The organism is Sorangium sp. So ce131, assembly GCF_051519095.1.
In the GTDB taxonomy this organism is placed as follows: Bacteria; Myxococcota_A; Polyangia; order Polyangiales; family Polyangiaceae; genus Sorangium.
The window spans coordinates 13811360-13834831 of the sequence record NZ_CP150455.1 but is presented as its reverse complement, the minus strand read 5'-3'; the positions used below and the strand labels follow the sequence as shown (position 1 = coordinate 13834831).

The 23472-nt window shown below is 72.0% G+C and carries 12 protein-coding genes; 2 read left to right on the top strand and 10 right to left on the bottom strand.

The window, feature by feature from the left end; all coding sequences use genetic code 11:
- Nucleotides 1–27: 27 nt before the first annotated feature.
- A complete protein-coding gene (locus WMF43_RS50300) occupies nucleotides 28–1218 on the top strand; it encodes a hypothetical protein (RefSeq protein ID WP_437676174.1) in 1191 nt (396 codons plus the stop codon).
- Between the two features lie 47 nt (nucleotides 1219–1265).
- Here the strand turns inward: WMF43_RS50300 and WMF43_RS50295 are convergent, their stop codons facing one another.
- Nucleotides 1266–3593 (bottom strand): FdhF/YdeP family oxidoreductase, encoded by a 2328-nt coding sequence (locus tag WMF43_RS50295; RefSeq protein WP_437676172.1) that lies wholly within the window; start codon nucleotides 3591–3593, stop codon nucleotides 1266–1268.
- Entirely contained in the window at nucleotides 3590–4477 is an 888-nt protein-coding gene (locus WMF43_RS50290) for a formate dehydrogenase accessory sulfurtransferase FdhD (RefSeq protein WP_437676171.1), read from the bottom strand. Before WMF43_RS50290 ends, WMF43_RS50295 begins: the two co-directional genes overlap by 4 nt.
- A 463-nt stretch (nucleotides 4478–4940) precedes the next feature.
- On the opposite strand from WMF43_RS50290, the gene WMF43_RS50285 reads away from it, so the two are divergent.
- Nucleotides 4941–7427 (top strand): type VI secretion system Vgr family protein, encoded by a 2487-nt coding sequence (locus WMF43_RS50285; RefSeq protein ID WP_437676170.1) that lies wholly within the window; start codon nucleotides 4941–4943, stop codon nucleotides 7425–7427.
- Between the two features lie 430 nt (nucleotides 7428–7857).
- On the opposite strand, the gene WMF43_RS50280 is transcribed toward WMF43_RS50285, so the two are convergent.
- From WMF43_RS50280 to WMF43_RS50245, 8 genes are all read right to left on the bottom strand, one after another.
- A complete protein-coding gene (locus tag WMF43_RS50280) occupies nucleotides 7858–12753 on the bottom strand; it encodes an RHS repeat-associated core domain-containing protein (RefSeq protein ID WP_437684250.1) in 4896 nt (1631 codons plus the stop codon).
- Between the two features lie 350 nt (nucleotides 12754–13103).
- Nucleotides 13104–14396: a hypothetical protein gene (locus WMF43_RS50275; protein WP_437676169.1), complete on the bottom strand. Its 1293-nt coding sequence runs from the start codon at nucleotides 14394–14396 to the stop codon at nucleotides 13104–13106.
- 44 nt (nucleotides 14397–14440) lie between these two features.
- Nucleotides 14441–16759: a DUF2169 domain-containing protein gene (locus WMF43_RS50270; protein WP_437676168.1), complete on the bottom strand. Its 2319-nt coding sequence runs from the start codon at nucleotides 16757–16759 to the stop codon at nucleotides 14441–14443.
- A complete protein-coding gene (locus WMF43_RS50265; protein ID WP_437676167.1) occupies nucleotides 16756–17790 on the bottom strand; it encodes a tetratricopeptide repeat protein in 1035 nt (344 codons plus the stop codon). Before WMF43_RS50265 ends, WMF43_RS50270 begins: the two co-directional genes overlap by 4 nt.
- Nucleotides 17791–17870: 80 nt before the next feature.
- Nucleotides 17871–19385, bottom strand: coding sequence for a serine/threonine-protein kinase (locus WMF43_RS50260; RefSeq protein WP_437676166.1), 1515 nt, complete (start codon nucleotides 19383–19385; stop codon nucleotides 17871–17873).
- Nucleotides 19386–19556: 171 nt separating this feature from the next.
- Nucleotides 19557–20639, bottom strand: a complete 1083-nt coding sequence (locus WMF43_RS50255; RefSeq protein WP_437676165.1) for a formylglycine-generating enzyme family protein — start codon at nucleotides 20637–20639, stop codon at nucleotides 19557–19559.
- Between the two features lie 333 nt (nucleotides 20640–20972).
- The gene (locus WMF43_RS50250) at nucleotides 20973–21980 is read right to left on the bottom strand and encodes a hypothetical protein (protein ID WP_437676163.1); all 1008 of its coding nucleotides are present in this window, start codon (nucleotides 21978–21980) and stop codon (nucleotides 20973–20975) included.
- Nucleotides 21977–23398: an aminotransferase class III-fold pyridoxal phosphate-dependent enzyme gene (locus WMF43_RS50245; RefSeq protein ID WP_437676162.1), complete on the bottom strand. Its 1422-nt coding sequence runs from the start codon at nucleotides 23396–23398 to the stop codon at nucleotides 21977–21979. The genes WMF43_RS50250 and WMF43_RS50245 overlap by 4 nt, the downstream gene beginning before the upstream one ends.
- Nucleotides 23399–23472 lie beyond the last annotated feature (74 nt).

Genomic DNA, 23472 nt, shown 5'->3' with positions numbered 1-23472 from the left:
CCTGGAAATCGCTCCATTGTTCCCTCCATGATCATCGCCATCGCGGCCGCCTCCTGCTCAGGTGAGGGCGCAGGCCATGCCGGCGCGGGCCACAGCGGCGGGGATGGCATCTGCGCCCGCGGGCCGCTCGTCGTGGCGGAGTGGCAGGATCTCGGCGTCGTGGCCGCAGATGCCGTGCCGAGGAGCGTGCTCGTGCTCGGCGGCCAGGTGCTCGTGGGCACGACGCGCGGGCTCTTCCGGCGTCCGCTCGACGACGCCGCTCCATGGGTGCCGTCAGGGCTTGACGGCCTGTCGGTCGGTAGCCTCCATGCCTCGCCCGCAGCCGCAGGTCTCGTGATCGCAGGCCTCGACGTCCACCAGGACGGCCGACGCCCGAGCGTGCCGCCCATCCAGCGGTCGACCGATGGAGGACACACCTGGGTTCCGGTCGGAGAGGCCTTGAGGGACGAGGCCGAATCGACGCCAGAGCAGCCTGTCTACGCACCTGTCCAGTCGCTCACGTCGTTCGTTCGCAGCGACGGCACGGAGATATTCTTTGGAAACGCGTCCGGGCAATCAGTCGTGCGCTCGGAGGACGGCAAGCGCTGGGTTTATGTGCGCGGCGAGCCGAGCTCCTTCGGATATCCATGCTACGTGCACACGCCGGCCGGCGCGGAAGGCTTCGTCTACCAGGGATGCGAAGCGCCGCTCGACGACGCCTGGATCGCCAGGTTCGGGGTCGACGAGGTCCCGGTCGTCGAGCCCGTGGCGAGGGTCGTGACCAGGGAGGTGCTCGGCAACCGCCGCCCGAACCTGCTCACGAGCAGCCCGATCGCTCCCGGGGCTGTGTTCGCAGGCGTGGAGGGGGGCCTCTTGCGGCTCACCGCAGAGGGAAGCACCTGGCTCTACAGGGCGGAGCAGGGCGATGATCCGATGCAGCATGGGTATGTTTACGTGCGTTCGCTCTGGCTCGATCCATGCAATGCAGGGCACCTCGTATTCGGCGGTGGACTGAACGCTCCGAACGAAGTCATGCAGCTCTACGAGTCGTTCGATGCCGGCGCCCACGCGACACGCGTCGACGCGCCAGGGCTGATCCAGAGCCGCGATATAGACATCCAGGCGGGCGCGACCTCGGAGCAGGGCGAGTCACTGGTGCTCGCGCTCTCGCTCGACAAGGTGCGCACACACGTCCTCGTCCGGAAGCACCGCGCGGCGACGACAGGTCGGGGACCCTGACCGGCCGAGGCCGGCGCCGTTCACGTGGACGGGATGCCCGGGGCGCGTCACGCGGATCCGTCGCCCGGCGCCGCGGCCGGCCGGACGCGCACGACGATCGACTTCGACGCGGGCGTGTTGCTCTTCTCGGCGACGCTGCCGAGCGGCACGAGCACGTTGGCCTCGGGGAAATAGGCCGCGACGTTGCCGCGGGGGATCGCGTAGAGCACGACGCGGAACGCGCGCGCGGCGCGCTCGCCGTCGGAGAAGCGGCTCGTCACGTCGACGAGGTCCCCCTGCGCGAGCCCGCGCTCGGCCGCGTCCTCGGCGTTCATGAACACGACCCGGCGCCCGCCGCGCACGCCGCGGTAGCGGTCGTCGAGCCCGTAGATGGTCGTGTTGTACTGGTCGTGGCTGCGGATCGTCATCATCAGGAGCTCGCCGGGCTCGAGATCGTGCCGCGGCAGCGGGTGGGCGATGAAGTTCGCCTTGCCCGTCCCGGTGCGGAACTCGCGCCGCGCCGCGGCGTTCGGCAGGGCGAAGCCGCGCGGGTCCCTGACGCGTGTATTGAAATCGTCGAAGCCGTCGATCGTCCGCTCGATGAGAGCGCGGATCCTGTCGTAATCGGCGGTGAGCTCCTCCCACGGCACGCGCGACCGCGCGCCCAGGGTCGCGCGGGCGAGCCCCGCCACGATCGCCACCTCGCTGCGCAGCATCTCCGACGCGGGTGGGAGGTTGCCGCGCGAGCTCGAGACGACGCCCATCGAGTTCTCGACGGTCACGAACTGCGGCCCTCCTGCCTGCACGTCGCGCTCCGTGCGCCCGAGGCAGGGCAGGATGAGCGCACGTTTGCCCGTCACGAGGTGCGCCCGGTTCAGCTTCGTCGACACGTGCGCCGTGAGATCGCACCGGGCGAGGGCGCGGGCGGTGGTCGCCGTGTCCGGCGTCGCCGAGAGAAAGTTACCGCCCAGCGCGAAGAAGACGCGGGCCCTGCCCTCGGCCATCGCCGCGATCGCGGCGACCGTGTCGAGGCCGTGGCGGCGCGGCGGGGAGAAGCCGAAGTTCTCCTCGATGCGGTCGAGGAAGTCGGCGGGCGGGCGCTCCCAGATGCCCATCGTCCGGTCGCCCTGCACGTTGCTGTGCCCGCGCACCGGGCACGCGCCCGCGCCGGGCCGGCCGACGTTGCCGCGCAGGAGCAGGAAGTTCATGACCTGCTGCACGTTGGCCACGGCGTTCTGGTGCTGCGTGAGGCCCATGGCCCAGCACGCGATCGTGCGCTCGGAGCGCATCGCGATCTCGGCCGCCGCCCGGATGTGGTCGCGCGGGACGCCGCTCTCTGCGACGATGTCGTCCCACGGCGTCTCGCGCACGGCGGCCGCGAGCGCCTCGAAGCCGTGGGTGTGCTGCGCGATGAACGCGCGATCGAGCACGGCGCCCGGCCGGCGCTCCTCCTCCTCGAGCATCTCCTTGATGAGCCCCGTGAAGAGCGCGACGTCGCCGTTGATGCGCACCTGGAGGAACAGCGTCGAGAGCGGCACGCCCTCGCCGATGAGGTCGAGCGGGTGCTGCGGGTGGCGGAAGCGCTCGTTGCCGACCTCGGGGAGCGGGTTCACGGTCACGATCTCGCACCCGCGCTGCCGCGCCTCGCGCAGCGCCGAGAGCATGCGCGGGTGGTTCGTCCCCGGGTTCTGGCCGACGACGAAGATCGCGTCGGCGAGCTCGAAGTCGTGGAGGGAGACGGTGCCCTTCCCGACGCCGATCGCCTCGCGCAGGCCGACGCCGCTCGACTCGTGGCACATGTTCGAGCAGTCGGGCAGGTTGTTCGTGCCGAGCTCGCGCACGAAGAGCTGGTAGAGGAACGCCGCCTCGTTGCTGGTGCGCCCCGACGTGTAGAAGATCGCCTCGTCCGGCGAGCCGAGCGCGCGCAGCGAGGAGGCGACCAGCGAGAACGCCTCGTCCCATGACACGGGGCGGTAGTGCGACGCGCCCTCGTCGAGCAGCATCGGGTGGACGAGCCGCCCCTGCTTGCCGAGCCAGTGGTCCGACTGCTTCGAGAGCGCCTCGACGCTGTGCTCGCGGAAGAACTCCGGCGTGACGCGCGCGAGCGTCGCCTCCTCGGCGACGGCCTTGGCGCCGTTCTCGCAGAACTCGGCGACGGAGCGCTTCTCCTCGGGCTCGGGCCAGGCGCAGCCGGGGCAGTCGAAGCCCTCGCCCTGGTTCACGCGCAGGAGCGTGCGCACGGCGCGCGCGACCCCCATCTCGCCGACGGCGTGCCGGAGCGTCGCCCCGACCGCCGCGAGGCCGCCGGCCGCCTCGCTGCGGCCGCCGATCCGGGGCGCCTCGACCTCGAGCGGCGGCTCCGCCCGCACGTCGCGCGGCACGTCGCGCGCGGTCACGACGCCGCCTCCGCCGCCGCCGGGGCGGCGATGCGCTCCGCGCCCGCGTACACGTTGAACCGCGCGTCCCGGGCGAAGCCCACGAGGGTCATGCCGTGCGCCGAGGCGAGCTCGGCGGCCAGGCTCGACGGCGCGCCGACCGCGACCATCACCGGGATCGAGGCCCGAAGCGCCTTCTGCACGAGCTCGAAGCCGGCGCGCCCGCTGACCATGAGCACCGCGCCCGGGTCGGGCAGCCGCCCCGCGAGCAGCGCGGCCCCGACGAGCTTGTCGACGGCGTTGTGGCGGCCGACGTCCTCGCGGAGGTCGACGAGCGCGCCGCGCGCGTCGAAGAGGGCCGCCGCGTGCAGCCCGCCGGTCCGCCCGAACACCGGCTGCGCCTCGCGGAGCCGCGCGGCGAGCCCGTGCACGACCCGCGGCGCGACCCGGGGGACGCCGCGCGCGAGCGGCGAGGGCGGCGCGAAGGACGCGACGTCGATGGAGGCCTTGCCGCAGACGCCGCAGCTCGCGTTCGCGACCGCGAGGGCGCGCTCGGTGCGCCCGAGGTCGACGGCCACGCCGTCGCCGAGCGTGACGCGCACGAGGTCGCCCGAGGGGCCGGGGACCTCGTCGACGGCGACCACGTCGGCCGCGCGGGAGATGACCCCCTCGGCGAACAGGAGCCCGATCGCGAGCTCGCGATCGTGGCCGGGCGTGCGCATCGTGATGCCGAGGCGGCGGGCGGCGCGCTCCTCCGGGGCCAAGGGGAGCGCTTCGCGGGCGCGCGCGGCTCGCGCGACCACGACGACCTCGAGCGGCGCCTCGACGGCGAGCTGGTCGTCGGCGTCGGCGGCGCTCTCGCCCGTGATCCTGCGGATCGAAACGTGGGTGGTGCTTGAGGGCATGGGTGCGTCCGGTCCGCCTACATCCTATTCCCTTGCGATGGGCCGTCGAGCAGGAGCGGCCGGCGGCGGTGGCGCAGCGCGCAGCGCGGCAGCGCCCGCCTGCATGGTACCGCGGCGCGAGCGGCCGCCGCAGACGGCCCGGAGGCAGCGCTGTCGCGGCGGTCAGGCGTCATGCGGGTTGTCGCGGCAATCCGGCTCATGTGGGCTGTCGCGGCAATCAGGCCCATGTGGGTTGTCGCGGTAGTCAGGCGCCATGTGGGTTGTCGCGGCAGTCGAGCCCACATGGATTATCGCGGCAACCAGGCCGACGGCGAGGACAGCGCGCGGGATGGCGTTCTGTTATGGTCGTATGTGCTGGAGTGCATTCCTGCGCTCGCGCGCGGCGCCTGCTCGATGCGGGTAGAGGACGATCCGTGCCGTCGATGGGCCCCGCGGCGGGGCGAGAAAGAAAGAGAGCGACCCGTTGAGTGATCTCGATTTCACGTTTGCATGGGAAGGTGCCTCCGGGCCTTCCGGCCCCTGGGACCACCTGCGCGTCGTCAGCTTCCGGGGCGCGGAGGGCATCTCCGCGCTCTACCGTTACGAGATCACCGCCATCACCCGCGATCCCGCCCCCGAGATCGATCCCGAGGAGCTGATCCAGGCCCGGGCGACGCTCCGCATCGCGACGGGCACCGTGCCCGCCTACCGCGTCATCCACGGCATCGTCACCGAGGCGGAGGAACTCGGCCCGATCCACGGGGGCATGGCCTACCGGCTCGTCCTCTCGCCGCCGCTCGCGCGCGCGGCGCACCGCACGCGGTGCCGCATCTTCCTCGAGAAGACCACGCGGCAGATCATCGACGCGGTCCTCCAGGGCGACCCTGCCCTCCAGCAGGGCGGCGGGGTGGAGCCCGACGACGGCATGGCGGACTTCAAGCCGGCGCAGGAGCTCTTCACCTGGCGCGTGTCGGACACCTCGCGCATCGACGCCGTCGCGGCCAGGCGCTACTGCGTCCAGTACAACGAGAGCGACCTCGCCTTCGTGTCGCGCCTGCTCGAGGAGGAGGGCATCGGCTACCACTTCGAGAACGGCGCCGGCGCGTGCCTGCTGGTGCTCTCCGACAAGGACACGGGCCGCGCGCGGCTCGAGCCGTTCCTGCCGCTCGGCGCGAACCTGCGCGGCCGTGAGGTGACCACGATGAAGCTCGGCGCGCGCCTGCGCCCGCGCAAGGTCACGCTGCAGGACTACAACTGGAAGAAGCCGGCGCTGAGCATGGCCGTCGAGGAGGACGCGGGCGGCGGGGACCTCGTCGAGCACGAGTACCCGGGCCGTTACCCCGACACGCCGGACCAGGGCAGGCCGCTCGCCGCGGCGCGGCGCGAGCGGCTCGAGGTCGAGGCGAGCTACGCGGTCGGCGACGGCCCGAGCCGGGTGCTCGCGGCCGGGACCATCTTCGCCCTGGAGCACGAGCGGCCGCGGCACGAGGGCGAGTACCTGGTCACGCGGCTCGACGTGCGCGGCGAGCAGCCGGGGGTGCTGCCGCCGTCGTCGAACGTGAACGCGCCGCAGGACGTGGTGCCCTACCGGTGCACGTTCGAGTGCGCCCGGCGCGGCAAGGCGGGATCGGCCGCCGAGTCGCGCTTCCGGCCCGCGCGCGTGACGCGGAAGCCGCGCATCGTGGGCTCGCAGACGGCGTTCGTCACGGCGGAGCCGTCGGCGTCAGGGCAGGAGATCCACATCGGCGGGCCGCCGGGCGCGGAGATCGGGTGCGTGCGGCTGCGCTTCCACTGGGACCAGGACGGCGAGCGGCAGGGCAAGGAGCCGTCGTCGTGCTGGGTGCGGGTGAGCCAGGCGTTCGCGGGCGGCGGGCAAGGGGGCGTGTTCCACCCGCGCGTGGGCGCGGAGGTGATCGTCGACTTCGAGGACGGGGACCCGGACCGGCCGATCGTGGTCGGCCGCGTGTACAACGGCCAGAACGTGCCGCCGACGGTGGTGCCGACGGTGAGCACCTTCAAGACGGACACGAGCCCGGGCGGCGGCACGCACAACGAGCTCAGGTTCGACGACACCGCGGGGGCGCAGCAGATCTTGCTGCACACGCCGAAGGACTGGAACAGCGAGGTCGGCAACAACCGCGGCGAGACGGTGGCGGTCGACAGCACCTCGAGCGTCGGCTCGAACCGGAGCGAGGCGACGGGCGCGGACCGGAGCACCATGGTCGGCGCGAACAACGCGGAGGTGGTCGGCGCGAACGAGACGGTCACCGTGGGCGGGAACCAGACGATCGGGGTGGGCGGGGACCAGGACACAGGCGTCACGGGCAACCAGAGCGTGGGCGTCACGGGCAACCAGAGCGTCGGGGTGCAGGGGAACCAGAGCGTCGGGGTCGAGGGCGACCAGACCGTGGCGGTCAGCGGCAACCGGACGCTCGCGGTGACGGGGAACTCCACGGAGGCCGTCACGGGGAGCCGAACGGTCGCGGTCACGGCCGACGACGCGCTCTCGGTGCAAGGCAAGCAGTCGATCAACGTCGTCGGGGTGCAGGTGACCGCCTACGACGCGGACCACGCGCTGCTCGTGAAGGGGAAACACGCGGTCCAGGTCGACGGCGAGCAGGCGATCGGCGCGAAGGGGAAGCAGCAGATCGCGTCGGAGAGCGAGCAGATCGTCGCCGCGAAGTCGCAGCAGATCGGCGCGGACACCACGCAGGTGCTGACCTCGGACACCTTCCAGGCGGGCGCGAAGACGTCGGCCCTGATCACCTCGCCGAAGGTCGACCTTCAGGCCAAGACCGAGATGAACCTCGTGGGCGCCAAGCTCGTGATCTCGTTCAGCGGGGACATCGCCATCAAGGGGGCGAACATCAGCCTGGAGGCGTCGAAGATCACCATCAAGGGCGGGAGCACCGTCACGGTGGACGGCGGCGAGCTGGTCGACGTGAAGGCGGCGCTGATCAAGCTGAACTGACCCAGGAGCGCTCAACGCGCAGCGCCTGCCGGCATCTCCTCACGATGACCGACGGGCGCGTACCGCACGCTGCTCCCCGCGGCCATCAAGCATGCGCTTCCGGCATTGCTCAGGGCCACTGCCACGATCCCGACGAGCAGGCCGCAATGCGGGTCCGTGCGCTCATCCGGGCGGGCGACCCACGCACCAGCGAAGATCCCGAGAGGCCGGCAGCGCACCGAGAACAAAGGCTTCGGCGATCCTGCGTCAGTGCGTGGTCGAGAGCGGTTCTCGTCCGTCTCTGGTACGTGCGGCCCAGAGCGGCGGTCACCCGCACAGGAGACGGGTCCAGCTCGGCGTTTTCGGCGCGGACGTGCACGAAGGGGCGCTGAGCACCGAAAACATCGAGATGGGTCCGTATCCGAAGCGGGTGACCGCCGCTCTAGACCCTTCAAGGATGACACTCGTGATCCAAGGTCACCAATCCATTCAGTTGATCGTAGTACTCCACATCGAACGCGTGCGCCGGAGCGCCATCACGACCCATCGGAACCCTGAGCACGATGGTTCCATCGTGCTCGTCGTCCCCTCCGACGCGAGCCTTGCCCTCTTGAGGCTGACCATACTCTGGAATATGGATCGTCAGCTTGTCGCAGCCCGTAAGATAGAAGTGCTTCACCGAACCGGCGCCCTCGAGCGTATTGACCACACTCTGGGCCGGATGCTCATAGGACTGAGCTCCAGCGGAGATGAAGGCCGCGGACGGATTTGTCTTTTCCACGAGGTCCGAGCTGGTGCTGGTCTCGGCGCCATGATGCCCGACCTTGATGGCACACCAGTGGCCTCCCTCGCCCAAGCTGGAAGCCACCTCCCACTCCCCGCCGTGCTGCAGATCGCCCGCGGTGAAATAGGTAAAATCACCGGCTTTGACGAGGAAGCCGAGACTACGACTATTCTCGTCTAGCGCGCCTGATCCCTCAAGAATCCGCACGAATCGACCGTCGGACGTCTTCTGCCACCCATCGATGGCCACCAGGTTCATGCGCGTCTCGGAATGACCTTTTCCTTCAAGGATATCTTTCCCGAGCAGCTCCTGGCGCTTCGCGTCGGAGGAGGCGTCTACCCGCTCAGCGCCGCTATTCTTTATCGCGTTCTCGTAGTAGATGACCTTGTCGTCCTTGGGACCGCCCGTGTCGCCGCGGTCATAGATCTTCGTATGAGGCCCAACGAGCCCGCTGCCCCGGCCTTCCTTACTGTCCATGATGTAAGTCAGGCCTTCCATGTGATCGGCGTCGTAATGGGTGCAGATGATCACATCGATTTGTTTGATGTTCTCTTTCTTGGCGTACTCGATGATTTTCTTTCCGCCCGCCGTCTTCTTGCCTCCGTCGATGAGCACGTGAATGGGCTTTTCCTTGGCATCCTTGTTCTTGAAGACGAGCAACGTTGCGTCGCCTTGACCCACGTCGAGGTGGTGGATCTCCACCAGGCTGCCCAGCCCCCTGCGCTCAGCCAGTTGCCGTGCTCGCGCCTCCTTGCGCCGGGCCTCCGCCTCCGCGCGGTTCTTCTCCTTTACCCTATCAGCTGCCTCCTCCGTCGTCGCTCGTCTCGGGTCGACACGCCCCTTCCCCTTGGCGCCACCAGTGCAATCCGTGAGTCCCAGCAGATCCACGTGGACCAGCGGGTTCGATGGGTACGAGTAAAGGTTGATGCCCCCCGACTGGCCGACAGGGTCCGACTGGAGATAACGCCCGAGGCGCGGGCTGTAATACCGGTAGCGGTTATAGAAGAGCCCCGTCTCCTCGTCGTAGAAGTGTCCCGGGAAGCGCAGCGAGTACGACACGGAGGCGCCTGGAGCCACCGTGACGAGACCGTAGGGATCGACGTGTTCGGCCTTCCAGACGACGTGCCCTGCTTGATCTTCAATGTGGAGCGGCACGCCGATCTGGTTCACGAAGACGTAGAACGGACGCCCGCTCGCCGGGTCCGCGTCCATGCTCGCATAGTCGATGAACATGAACGGCACGAGCGCCTCGGCGCCCGGGTAGACGTAGATGCGGACCGCGCCGCTGGGGCTGACCTCGGCGGCCAGGCGGTCGCCGTCCCAGTAGAAGTCCGTGCGCTGGCCACCGTAGGACTTGTAAAGCCGCCGACCGAGCCCGTCGTAGCCGGCGGTCCACTGCTCCTCGCGGCCGCTCCACGAGACCTTCACGAGCATATCCAGGCCGTCGTAGCCGTAGCGGGTCACCTCACCATCGTCGTTGACGATCTCGGCGAGGTGATTGCGCTTGTCGTAGCGGAACCGTTCGCCGGCGGCTCTTGCGAGGCGGTTGCCCTCCGAGAGCTCGACCCGGGACAGGCCCGGCTTCTCCAGGATGTTGCCGGCGGCGTCGAGCGAGATGCTGGTCTTCACGCCGTCGGGTCGGGTCTCGCCGGTCAGCCTGCCCGCTGCGTCGTACGTGTACTCGGTCGACCCGCGAGCATCGTCGCGGACCCGCCTGAGCTCCCCCTCCGCAGTATAGCTGTAGTCGACCGACCAGCGCGCGGTGCGATTCCCGCGAGCCCGCCAGACGGTGCGCCCCAGGCACCGTCCCTCGTGATCGTGGGCGGTCAGCGACCTGGTCCCGTTGCCAAGCGTCGCGAGGATGCTGAGGCTCTCGCCGCGCTGGAACCGTTGCACGCCGCCGACCGGCGGCTCGACGAGGAGCGTTCCGTCCTCATCTCGCCGATACGTCACCTTGAATCGGCCCAGATAACTCGTCTCGGAAAGGAATTCGTGTGCTCTCCGGTACACGAGCGCGAGGCTCCCGACGTATATCGGCTCGGAGCGCCCCTCGGTGTGAAAGCCATGTCGCACCCCGATGCCGCCGCGCTCGTCGAGGACACGGCGCCCCCGCTCGTCGTACGCGCGCTCGATCTCGACACCACGCTGAGAGACGCGGGTCTCGCGACCACGTCCGTCGTACGCGTAGCGGTAGAACTCACCCGAGGCGAGCTGTAGCTCCGCGGAGAGCCCGTCGTCGCCGTTCTCCCAGCGCAGGAGGGCGTTGCCCTCCCCGTCGCGCTTCTCGACGAGCCGATCGCATCGATCATAGACATACTCCTCCCGCGTCAGGCCATGACGCTGGACGCCTACGAGCCGGCCCTTGAGATCGTACGAATACCCGCTATGGCTCCCTCCGGGGTCGATGATGCGCGTGACCTCCGCATCGGGCGAGTAGACGAAATGCGTCTGGTTCCCCAGCGGGTCGATCTCTGCGCCGACGAGATTCCACGAGGCGATCGCGGTCCGGTGCTCACGGCCGTCGCGATCGCGATGGCGGACGACGTTGCCGGCCGGATCATGGGTCCACTCCGTGCGGCAGCCCTCGCGGTCGCGCTCTGCGACGATGCGCCCGGCCGCGTCACGGCTCCGCTCGGGGGGCCTCGACGGGGAGAGCTCGCTCGAGGCCGCGAAGGGCTCTCCCGGAGGCAGCCACGCTGCTGGAGAGCCCTGCACCGTCAGCTCGGTGAACAGGCTACCCCATTGCTGCTCAAGCGGCGTCGCAGGTACCTTGTGCTCCAGCGGATCCGTCGGGGATTCGCCTTCGTCGAGCGGCGGGTGGACGTAGCCGTATACATCGGCCACACCTGAGTGTCGGCCGGCGGCGTCATAGAGGAACGTCAGCGTGGTCCGTCCGTCCGGCCCCACTTCTTCGGTGATGCGCCCCTCCTCGTCGAGGAGCCAGCGGCGGCGTCCCCCATAAGGATCCTCTAGGCAGGTGAGCGTGCCATGCTCGTCGTACTCGTAGGTCCACACGCCGCCATCGGCCTTGGTGACAACGGTCCGGCGATGCTCCGGCTCATAGCGCAGCGACACCCGGTGCAGACCGTCGTCACCGTGCTCCTCGACGCAACGCCCCTCCGCGTCATAGGTATAGTGGAAGCTGTAGCCGTTGCGATCGGTCATCCGCACGATGCGGCCTGGAGCGTCGTAGGCGTAGTGCGCCCTCGCCCCGAGCGCGTCCTGGAAGGTGAGGAGAGAGCCCGCGCTGTCATAGCCATAAGCAGCGATGAGCGGCAGCTGCCGCGCGCCGCGCGGACCGCGCCGGACCGCGAGGATGCGCCCGTGCTCGTCCAGATCGAGCCGCGTCTCGATCGCCGCGCCTTCCGACGTCTCGAGCATGCTCACCATTCGACCGCCCCCGTCGTACACGACCTCGACGCGCCTCTTCGTCGAGATCAGCCGCGCGAGCCGGGGCTGCGCGTCGGCGCCGCGCTGGCGCGCGAACTCCATCGTGGGCTCGCCTGCGTAATCGATCGAATACACGATCTCGGCGCGCTCTTCCCGCACCGCGAGCGCGTACCCCTCCCGGAACGTTGGCCCCGCGTCCGGTACCGGAAGAGGAAAGGTGACGACCCTCCCCTCGCCGTCCGTATACACTGCCTGATCCAGATCCACGACCAGCTCCCGCTGGTAGGAATGGCGAAACCCGCGCCCCATAGGCCCCTCGCGTCCCGCAGCGAGGCTCGTGTAGCTCCGCACCCACCGAAACGGAGCAGGCTCGTCGGTCTCGTAATCCACGAAAGTATCGACGTTGGCGCCCGTCACCGGGTCGATCGGGTGCCCGGTAAACATGCACTTGAGCTTGGGGAGGATGCGCGGACCACGCTTCTTGGGCTTCTTTCCCAGCTTCCCCAGCCCCCGCGCCACCGCCGACCACGGCGGCATCGGGAACCCGCCGATCAGCACGTTGGGGTGCCCCGTCAGCACCGCGCCGATGCACGGCGGCGTCCCCGGATCCATCCCCATCAGCAGGCCCAGCGCCAGCGCCGCCGCATCGAGGCCCGCCTGGATCCCGGTGATCTTCGCGGACGCCTCCTCCGCAGCCGCCTCTTCCAGGTTGTCCTGCTGCTCGGCCGCCGCCTCAGCCGCCGCGGCTTCCTTCGCGGCCGCCAGCTCCTCCGGCGTCATCTTCGCCGCTTCGCCCGGGTCGATCGCCTTCGGCGCGACCTTCTTCGCGCGCAGCCTCTTCGCGCGCTCCGCCTTGGTCGCCGCGTCGAGCACCTCCGCCCCGACCCCGACCACGCCCGCCCCGACGGAGACCACCTTCATCAAGGTGCTCATCGCCTTGGCTGCGCCCGCGCCGGGCATGCAGTGCATCGTGATGTCGAGCATCCGCGCCGCCCGCGCCCCGCCGAAGAACACCTTGCTCGACCCGGTGAACACCTCGAACGGCGGCGCGAACGTCCCGCACAAGAGCGATATCCCCATGTCCCCCGCCCGCGCAGCGGGGATCCCGTTGATCAGCACCGACGCGCACCCGGCCAGCGCCACCGGACCGAAGCTCGGCAGCGGGATCGGCATCGCCGGCGGGTGCAGGTGCACGTGCGGGATCCCGAGGTGCAGCATCCCCAGCGTCGCCGCGGGCAGCTCGATCAACTTCCCTATGTCCCGCGTCGCCAGCGCGAAGCCGTCGTTCAGCAGCGTGATCGGCAGCGTGATCGCGTTCAGCGTCCCGCCGATCGCCGCGTTCGCCTTCTCCAGGTCGGTCGCCTCCGGGTCCGACAGGGGCTGGAACGCCGCGTGTGCGTCGTTGATGTCGCCCACCAGCACGTCCAGCGTCGCGTCCCCCGTCGGCGCGATCAGCGGCTTCGGCGCCTCCGCCTGATCGGCGGCCGCCGCCGCGGCGCCCTTCGGAGCGTTCCCTTGCGTGCTCATGACGCCGTCCCCCGGAGCGGGTGCTCGTGCGCCTCGCGCGCGTCCGCCTTCACCGCCTGCGCGGCGTTCTTGAGCTCCGCCTCGCAGGCGCGGCGCTCGTCCTCCATGTACAGGCCCCTGTAGGCCGCGATCAGGCACTCCAGCGTCGAGCGGTGCCGCTCGTGGTACGCGAACGTCTTGCTCAGCGCCGCCGCCTCTTTCCACGCCACCACGGCGCCCGTCGCGTCGCCCGCGCGGTACCGCGCGATCCCCTGCTTCTCCAGGGCGTCGGCCTTGACGAAGGGGTTCATCAGCTTGGCGGCGATCTGCGCGGCGAGGCCGAAGAACCCCTCGGCGTCGCGGTGGTCCTTGAGCTCCAGGCCGACGTCGCCGATCGCGTACGTGAGGTTCAGCACGATCGGCAGCGCCTGCGAGGACATCACGAGCGCGAGCCCCTGGTGGTACTTCACCTTGGCCTCCTTGACGTCGCCCATCTGCCGGAGCACGTCGCCCACGCCCTGGAGGATCACGGCCTGCATCACCGGCGCGTCGTGCGCCGCGTAGTATTTGTAGAGCGCGCCGTACTTCTCGAGCGCCTGCGGATAACGCCGGTAGGCGTAGTCGAGCCCCGCGAGCTGGAGGAGCGCCTGCATGCGGTCGGCGACAGGCAAGCGTCGGTCGCCGGCCTCCTTGACGAGCGCGTCGTTGAGCGCCGCCGGGCTCATGTCGAGCTCGTACAGCAGCACCCCGGGCGCCTTGTTCTTGCGCAGCGGCGGCAGCAGGAACGGGGCCGCGCGGTCGTCGCGCGCGATCACGCGCAGGCCGCGCATCCACGGCTCGGGCCCCCGCGCGGGCACGAACTCGCCGACGAGGCGCGCGTAACCTTCACGATCGGCGATCTGGAGCGGCAGAAACCCCCAGATCACGCGGTGCCCGCCCTGCGCGGGCAGGAGCGAGGAGACGTGATCGATCGCCGCGCGCAGGCGCGCGTTCGGCGGCGCCGCCGCGTCGTCGCAGACCGCGGGCAGCGGCGGGAGCGGGGCCTCGCCCTCCGCCTCGCGGGGCGCCTTGACGATCTCCAGCTGGACCCGGAGGTTGCGCATGATCGCCGAGGCGTACTGCGGCGCGTCGGTGAACGCCTCGCCGAAGACCAGGAAGACGTCCGAAGGGTCCGTGTCGTCCATCCCCTCCAGGGTCTTGAGCACATACGACATCTCCGGGTCGGCGCAGCTCACGACCAGGAGGAGGTTCTCGCGCTGGTCGACGAACTCGCCCAGCGTCGCCTTCAGTTCTTCGAGCTTGCGCCACATCGCGGACTGGCCCTCGAGGTCAAAGGTGGTTCGAAGCGGTCACGTCACTCGGCCCGCAGCGCGGTGAGCGCCGCGCCCACCTCGCTGAAGAGCCTCGGGTCCGCGGCCGCCTTCTTCGTCCAGAGACGCATCACGTGCATCAGCGCGGGGCGCTGGATCCTGAGCTCGTCGAGGACCCGGTCGCCCTGCTTGCGCTCCACGGCCACGACGAGGCGCGCGTACTCCACCGGCGTGATCGGGCCGCGGAAGCGCTCCACGGCGGCCACGTAGGCGCTGTCGTACGCGCTCCGCAGCCGGCCCGCGCCGTGCGCGGCGTCCTTCTTGATCACGTCGGCCCAGTGGCGGTCGATCGCGCTCCACGCGCGCTCGCCGAGCTCGTGGGAGGCCAGCACGTCCGCGCGCGGGGCGCGCCGCTCGGCGATCTCGGCGGTGATGGCCGCGAAGCGCTCGAGCGGGAAGCTCGCCGGATCGGGCTCGGGCGGCGGGGCCGCCGCGGGCTCCGGCGCGGACGGCGCTGCCGTGTTCGCCGGCGCGGCCGGATCGAAATACGGCACCGTGCCTGGCGCCGGAGAGGGAGCGCCCGGCGCGGCCTGCGCGCGCTCGGCGGCGGGCGTCAGCAGGGGCGGCTCGGCCGGCCAGATGTACTGTTTCGGCGCCGGCGCTGCCCAGCCCTCGGTCAGCGACGCGCCGAGCGCGGCGTCGGCGGCGGCGCCCAGCAGCGCGGCTGCGGGCGGCGCGGCTGCGGGCGGCGCCGACGGCGCGGCTGCGGGCGGCGCCGACGGCGCGACGCCGGGTCCCGGGAAAGGCAGCGCGCTCCTGGGCTCCGCGCCCGCGGGCTCGTCCACCGAGACCTCCAGCGTGCCCGAGGCGACGCGCTCGGTCCGCGCGCGCGGCGCGGAAGGGACGATCGGCGGCGCGGGCGCGGCCCCGGGAGGCGGCTCCTGGAACGGGAGCGCTCGCGCGCTGCCCAGGGCCTCCTCCGGCAGATCCGGGACGTCCTGCGTGGTGGCGACCCAGCGCGGCGCCTTGGGGCGGACGATCGCGGGGAGCGGCGCCGCGATCCGCTCTCTGCCGGGCGCGCTCGCGCCGGTGTCCTGCGGCTGCGGCGCCGCCGGCGCCGCCTCGCGGATCGCGACGGCGAGCGGCGCGCCCTGCGGCCGGAACGGGTGCGCCGCGCGCAACGCCGCGTCCAGCGCATCCTCCGAGATATCGGCCGTCATCGCGGCCGCCGCGAGGCCCCGCGGCGCGCGCCCCGCTGCGCCAGCGCCGACCGCCGGCGCCGCGCTGCCCGGCGTCACCGCGCTGCCCGGCGTCACCGCGCTGCCCGGCGTCACCGCGCCGACCGCCGGCGCCGCGCCGCGCGACGGCGGCGCGCGGTCCTCGAGCCGCGCAGGCCACTCGAGGGGCGCTCCGGCCTGCTCGACCCCCGCGACGACGCGCACGCGCGCGAGCGCGGCCTCGCTCGGGACGGGGAAGCTGCGCCGGAACACCAGGGTGCAGCGCTGCTCCTCGCCGTCGATGCGCAGCGTGTCGGCGTTCAGCGCGAGCAGCTGCCCCTCTTCCACGCCGAAAGCGGAGAGCCCGTGCACCCGCGCGAGGCCCCGCGCCTCGGGCAGCCGCATCTTCAGGTGAGGCACTGCCCTGTGCAGCCCGTGGAGCACGAGCCACTCCCCGCCGCGCAGGTGGTCGACCCACTGGTCGGCAGGCGCCGACTGGAAATAGGACCAGTCGAACGTCTCGGGGATCTCTTGAATCGGCCCATCGAGCGCCGAGGGCGAGGTGCCGCCGAGCAGCCGCCTGCGCGCGGGCCACGCGCGGGCGATCGGGCCGTATCCCGCCGGCCTCTCGGGCCGCTGCGGATCGATCACGGCAGGCTGCTCGTTTCCGGCCCTCGGGTCGACGCCGAGGGGGTTCTCCTGCCCGTCCGCGCCGCGGACGGCCCGCTCGTAGACGAGGGGCAACGACTGGAACGGGGCCCGGTCCTGCACGAGCAAGCTCTTGTCGAGGAGCGCGCGACCCCGGTCGAAGATCGCGAGGCGCACCGGCAGCGACAGCACCGAGGTCCCGGGCGGCGCGCAGGCGTGCCCCGTGAAGAGCACGTCGGCGCGGGCCAGGTAGGGGGCGAGATCGCTCGTGAAGCGGACGCTCCTCAGCGGGTTCCCCTCGTGATGGACGTTCGCCGCGACGATCGCCTGCGGCGCGACCCGCGGCGTCTCCGCGTCGGGCGCGAACGCGAAGGTCGCCTTCGCGATCACGGTGACGTTGAGCTGCCCCCGGGACCGCCAGGCGACGGCGGCGGCCGTCGCGCCGGGCAGCGCCAGGATCTGGTCGGGCGCGCTCGCGCTGCCGGCCACCCCGCTCACCACACCCCTCGGGCACCGACCACCGTCGCCCCCGGCCCCGCCGCGAGCACGCCCGCGCCGATCCACCGCGGCGCCGCGCGCGCCGCGTCGACCGTCCGGCCGCCCTGCTTCGGCTCGGTCCAGTAGAGCACCGCCGCCGCGCCCAGCCCGGCGAGCCCCACCCCGAAGCCGATCGTGCTCACGAGGCCCGTCGTGCTCGCGCTCCGCGTCGCGTCAAACCCGGTCGCGTCACACGCCTCCTCGCGGCTGTCCCCGATGCCGGCGCCGCAGTGCTCCGAGACGACCGACTTCTTGCCGAACGTGAGCGCCCCCATCACCCCGCCCAGGACGACCCCCGCCACCCCGACGCCGCCCGCCACATACACCGCGGCGCGCCGGCCCGACGAGACCTCGCCTCCGCCGGAGACCGGAGGGGGCGGCGCGACCTCGCGGACCGCCGGCGGCGCCTTCACCTCGAGCGTCAGCTGCTTCTTCTCGCCCTCCGCGATCGCGACGCGTTGCTCCCACACAGCACCTCCCGGCGCCCGGGTCGACACCACGTGTTCCCCCGGATCCACCGGCAGCCCGACGCCCAGCGAGGCCTCGCCCAGCGCTTGGCCGTCGCGCGTCACCACCGTCCCCGCCGGGGCGTTCGGCGGCAGGACGAGCGCGAGCTCGGGCACCCGCGGGGCCAGGCGCGCGCGCTCCTCTCGCGCCGCCGCCGCGCGCTCGGCCTGCCGTGCCCGCTGCTCCGGGGGTATCCGCTCCACGAGCGCGAGGAAATCGTCGAGGTGCGTTACCGCCGTCGCGACGCGGCCCCTCCTCGACTCGCAGAAGGCGAGCGTGAAGAGCGTGCCCGGCCGGGGGTCGAGGCGCTGGCTCTCCGCGAGCGCCTTGCAGCCGGTCTCGTACCGGCCCGCGTCCATGTCGGCGAGGCCCTGGTTGAACAGGGCCTCCGCGGGCGCGGCGTCCTGCGCCAGCGCCGGAGCGGACACGAGGAGCGGGACGAGGGTCCAGAGGACCAGCGGATACCGGCGAGCAGAAGAAGGCATGTTCTGACGTCTCCGAGAGCAGGCAAAGGCGCGATCGGCGCGGGCGCGGACGTGGGGCATCGTCGCGGCGGACATCCCCCTCAGTCCCGCCCGAACAGGCGGCGGGGCGATTTCGGCGGCGCCGGCGGCCTCGGGGCGCCCGGCGCCGGTCCTGGCCCCACGCTCGCGCTCGCGGACGCCGGCGGAGCCGCGCTCGCGGACGCCGGCGGAGCCGCGCTCGCGGACGCCGGCGGAGCCGCGCTCGCGCTCGCGTCGGCCGCGGGCTGCACCGCCGGCTCCGGCGCCGCCGGGGAGGACGCCGCCGGCTCCGGCGCCGCCGGGGGCGGCTGCGCGCCCGCCTCGTCGGGGCTCACCGCGACGATCGCGGGCGGTCCAGCCTGCGCCGGCGCGCCCTCGCCCCGCGGCCGCAGCGCGAGCCAGCCCCCCACGCCCAGCGCCGCGATCCCGAGCGACGCGAGGACCGCGACGAGCGGCCCCCGGCTCTGCCGCGCCGGCATGGTCGACACGGCGGCGCCCGTCGACGTCCCCGCGAAGCGGAGCGGCGACCCCGCCGGCGGAGCGGCGCGCTCGTGCTCCGGGCTCGAGCTCGCCGCCGGCACGGCGCCCGCCGGCACCGCGCCCGTCGCCGCCGGCGCCGCGCCCGTCATCGCGGCGGCCGCGCCGGTCCAGACCGGGGCGGTCGAGAACGCCGCCGGCACCCCGGCGCTCGCGCCCGCGCCGAGCACCGCGCCGAGGGCCCGCACCGCCTCCGTCGCCGAGGCGAACCGCGCCGCCGGATCCATGGCGGTGGCGCGCGCGAACCACGCGTCGAACCCCGGCAGCAGCGCCGCGCCCTGCGCGCGCGCCCGCTGCACCGGCGCCTCCTCGGGGCCGCGGGAGGCGATGAGCGCGAAGGCGATCACGTCCTCTGCGCCGCTCGCCTCCGGCCCCCAGTAAGGGGTCCCCACGAGCAGCGTGTACGCCATCATGCCGAGCGCATACACGTCCGCCGCGCCCGTGAGCCGCGAGCGGGAGCGGAACTGCTCCGGCGCCATGTAGAGCGGCGTCCCGAGCGTGCGCGTGCCGCCGGCCGCGTTCGAGCCCTCCACGACGAGCTTCGCGATGCCGAAGTCGAGGATCTTCACGCACGGCGTCCCGTCCTGCCGCTGCGTGATGAAGAGGTTCTCGGGCTTCAGATCCCGGTGCACGATGGACGCCGCGTGCGTCTGGTCGAGGGCCAGCGCGGTCTGGTGGAGGTAAGTCATCACCTCGCCGGGCGGCAGCCCGCCGAGGCGCTCCACGCGGTCGCCCAGCGACTCGCCGCGCAGGAGCTCCATGACGAGGAACGGCATCCCGGTCGCCTCGTCGACGTCGGCGTCGAAGACATCGACGATATGGTCGCTCTGCACGTTGGCCGCGATCCGCGCCTCGCGCAGGAACCGATCGCGCATGTCCGCCTGCGCGAAGAGGTGCGCGTGCATGACCTTGAGGGCCCGGCGCCGCTCCGTCCCGAGGTGCACCACCTCGTACACCGCGCCCATCGAGCCCGCGGCGATCAGCCTCACCACGCGATAGCGGCGCGCGAAGACCGTGCCCTCGACGAAAGTAGCCGACACTGCGCCAGGGTGCCGTGAACGGGCCATAACGTCAATAGCGTCACGGACGGCAGGGATCGCGCGGTGCGGTGAGCTTGAGAGCGCGTTCAGCCCACATCGATCCGCACGGTCACCGAACCCTCGCGCTGCAGACCCCGGGGCTGCGCGGGGTGCTCGCCGGGAGATCGCACCTCACGGCGTCCTCGCGCATCGGACCCCGTGGTTGTACCACCGGGTCTCCGGTGTGTCGCCGTAGCGCTCGCCAGAGCGCAGGGCGTCTGTATGAACGTCCCAGGCCCCGCCGCGGTAGACGCGCTGCTCAGCGGGCGCCAGCTGTGCACAATCGCCGCACATATCGCCGTACGTCGCGCTCCAGTCCAGCACCCACTCCCACATGTTCCCCGCCATGTCCGCGTGACGCCACTTCCCGTCGCCCTGCGGCGACGTCGCCCCGACGCTCCGGATATCCGTGGGCGTGCACCCATCCACCCCATCCCCCAAGCAGGCATACGACGCCCGGCTCGCCTCGAGGGTCGTATCGTCCGGCGGATCCGACCACGGGAGCACCCGCTGCTCGTCGCCGCCGGAAGCGGCGTAGTTCCACTCCGCTTCCGTGGGCAGCCGGCCCCCGTCCCAGGCGCAGAACGCGAACGCCATGAACCAGCTCAGGCAGGTGATCGGCTTGTTCTCGTTGTCATCGACGGTGTTTGTCCACGTAGGGATCGACGACGCATGGCATTTCAATGCTTCCATCAGTCCGGCTTGATCCGGAGGCAGCTCCCCGTCCCACGCGGGATCCCACCCGCTCCCATCGATCCGCGGGTGCGCCCCCGCCCCGCCGTCCGGCCGGCTGCCCGGATAGGCCTCCACGAACGCCCGGAACCTCCCCACCGTCACCTCGAACCGATCCAGCGAGAAGGGGCTCACCGTCGCCGGATACTCCGGGTTGTTGCTGCGGTTGAAGCTCCCTCCGGGGATCGACGCGCTCGCGCAGCAATCCTCGTCTTCCAGCGGCCCGCACGTCGAGAGCAGGTCACGGCAGCTGCGCCCTCTCTCGTCGCCGCCGCCTCCAGCCCCGCCGCCAGCTGCGCCGTCGCTCCCAGCTCCGGCCTCACCTCCGCCTCCGCCCGCGGAGCCGCCGCCTCCGCCCTCGGCCCCGGTGGTCTCGTCCCCCACCACGAAATACTCCCTGTCCAATCCCGCGAGCGCGGTGCACCCGCCGGCCAGCAGGGCCCACACCGCCCCTAGCCATCTCACGTTTCCTGCCCTGCTCATCGCTCTCCTACCGTTCACGCCGCCACGGCGCCGTCCTGTGCTGTCCCCGCGACAGCGCTGGTCTGGATGAAAACCTGTCAGATAGCAGAGAACAGCCCTGGGGGAGGAGATGGATGAGGAGCGCAGGAGTCCCTCCTCAATGATCCAGGCGCACGAGCTCAGGCGGCGCGTTCGCTCTACATGCGGCAAGCCGGGCAGGGATGCGAGCCGCCAAGGCGAAAAGGGCGCCAAGAAACCAGGGAGATCGGAGGAAGAATGCCGGGACAGCCCTTCCCTCTCCTCTTGGCGCCTTGGCGTTTTTTCTCTGATCCGGAGCTACTCCCCGCGGTCGAGCTAGCTTCTCCCCTCGCCGGTGGACCACGCCGCGCAGAGCCGCTCGAGCTCCCGCGCCGGATCGTCGAGCGGCGCCTTGCCGCGCCACGCCGGCGGGTACAGCGGCATCACCACGCTCCGGAGCAGCGGCGCGAATCCCGCGATCTCCTCGGGGCCTCGCGGGATCCGGATCAGCGGGACGCGCTCGCCCGCGAACGCGGCCAGGCGGGAGAGCGCGTTCTCTCGGATCGGGACGAGGTGGGCCGGGTCGACCTCGCGCACGTGGGCGGCCTGATAATGCCGCAGGAACGACGCGGCCCCGTCGCGCGAGAGGTCGCCGCGCTCCTCCTCGCCCACCTGTCGCACCACCGCCATGAGCGGCAGCGGGACCGGCGTCACGCCGAGCGCCGCGGTGTCGCGAAAGTCGGGCTGCGCGTACGGGAGCACCGACGGCGGGATCACCGCGAACCCCGCGCGACCGTACGCGAAGAGCCGCACCGCGGTGTCGCGGTCGTCCGGATCGACCGCCTCCATCTCGGCGGCGAGCAGCACCTCCGCCTTCTCCGCCTCGCCCGCCTCGCCCGCCGCCCCGCCGAGCCCCGCCTCCACGAGCGCCCGGCGCGCGAGCGCGACCGGGGCCGCGCGCAGCAGGGCGGCGAGGCCGCTCCTGCGGTGTTCCGGGAGCACGAGCGCGTGCGACAGGAGCGCCACGCAGCGCCGCGCCGCGCGGTCGAGCGTGATGTAGACGTCGCGCACCCCGGCGAGGCGCCCCTCCGCGTCGCGCGCGATCAGCATGTGGTACGTCAGGACGATCGGCGCCGCGGGGTCGGTGTGGACCCCAGCGAGCCACGCCGCGAGCACCTCGTGCCGCTCGAGCTCGCCCTTCGGCCCGAAGAACCCGTCGAGCGCGCGGTAGCCCTCGTCGAACGCCGCGCTGTCCCGCGCCTCCTCCAGGGAATACTGCGCGATCGCCCGCGCGACCTTCTCCGGCCCCTCCGCCGGGTAGACGTCGCCGAGGTCGACGATCACGCGGACATCTCGCGCAGCACGGCGTCGAAGGCCGCGACCGCCTCGTCGACGTCCGCGACCGTCGTGATGAGGTGCGGGCGGAGCCGCACCGAGCGCGTCCCCGTGTAGCTCGCGAACACCCCGCGGCGCAGCGCGCGCGCGAGGAAGTCGTCGCGCGCGGCGGTGGTCGGCAGGTCGAACGCGAGCAGGAAGCCGCGGCCGCGCGGCTCGCTCGCGAGCGCCGGGTACCGCTCGCAGAGCTCCTCGAGCCGCGCCAGGAAGTGGCGGCCCGTCGCGCGCACGTTGCCGAGCAGGTCCTCGGACTCGATGGTCCGCAGCGTCGCCAGCGCGACCGCCGCGCGCGCGCGGTCGCCGTTGCGCGTCTGGTACATCCGCCCGAACTGGGCCACGTCGTACGCCGCGGTCGCGAAGAACCCGCCCATCTGCATCTTCTTGCCGAAGCACATGAGATCGGGCGGGCGCGGCAGGTCGAGCTGCTCGTGCGCCCAGAGCGTGCCGCTGATCCCGAGCCCCGTCTGCACCTCGTCCAGGATGAACGCCGCGCCCGCCTTGCCGGCGAGCTCCTGCGCGCGGCGGAAGAAGACCGGGCTCGCGTGCCGGTCGCCCCCCTCGGACTGCACCGGCTCGACGATCACGGCGGCCACCCTGCCCGCGTGTGCGTCGAGGACCCGCTCGAGCGCGGCGAGCGCCTCGGCCTCGGCGCGGTCGTTCTCGTCGGCGAAGCGCGCGAGCGGGAAGCGGCTCGCGGGGAACGGCGCCGTGGGCCAGGCGAAGGCGGGCAGGTCCGCCTTGTGGATGACCTTGGAGTGTGTGGCCGACATCGGCCCGAGGCCCCGGCCGTGGAACGCGCCCGAGAACGACACGACCACCGCGTCGGTCCCGGCGTTGTCCAGGATGCGCTTCTGCTCGTCCTCCGGGAGCTCCAGCGGGTTCCTGGGCAGCCCCGACGCCTCGCGCCGGCGCTCGCCGTGCCGGATGAACGCCGCCTTGATCGCCGACTCGACGCCCTCGCCCCCCGCGTCGACGAAGAAGACGCGCGCCATGCCGCGCGGGGCGTACCGCTGCTCGAGCGCCTCCACGAACTCGAACCAGGCCGGCGTCGTCACGAACGGCGTCGACGTCGGGTTCGCCACCGCGCGGATGAACGCCTCGCGGTGCGCCGCCTCGACCAGCGCCGGGTGGTTGTAGCCGAGCGCCCCGAGCGCGAAGTTCGCGAACAGGTCGAGGAACACATTGCCGTCCACGTCGACCAGCGAGCACCCCCGGCTGGCGATGTCGTCCATCACCACCGCGCGGTAACGCGACTGCATGTCGAAGCCGCCGCGCGCCATCCAGGCGCGCGCCTTCGGCCCGGGCAGCTCGGTGACGACTCTTCGCGGAGGGACGGACGGCAGCGTGGGGCGATCGGAGAAATCCATGGCAGGCTCAGTATCCCGCACGGCAGGGCGCGTGTCATCGCCGCTTGCCGGGAAGAGGCGCGCGGGGATAGGAC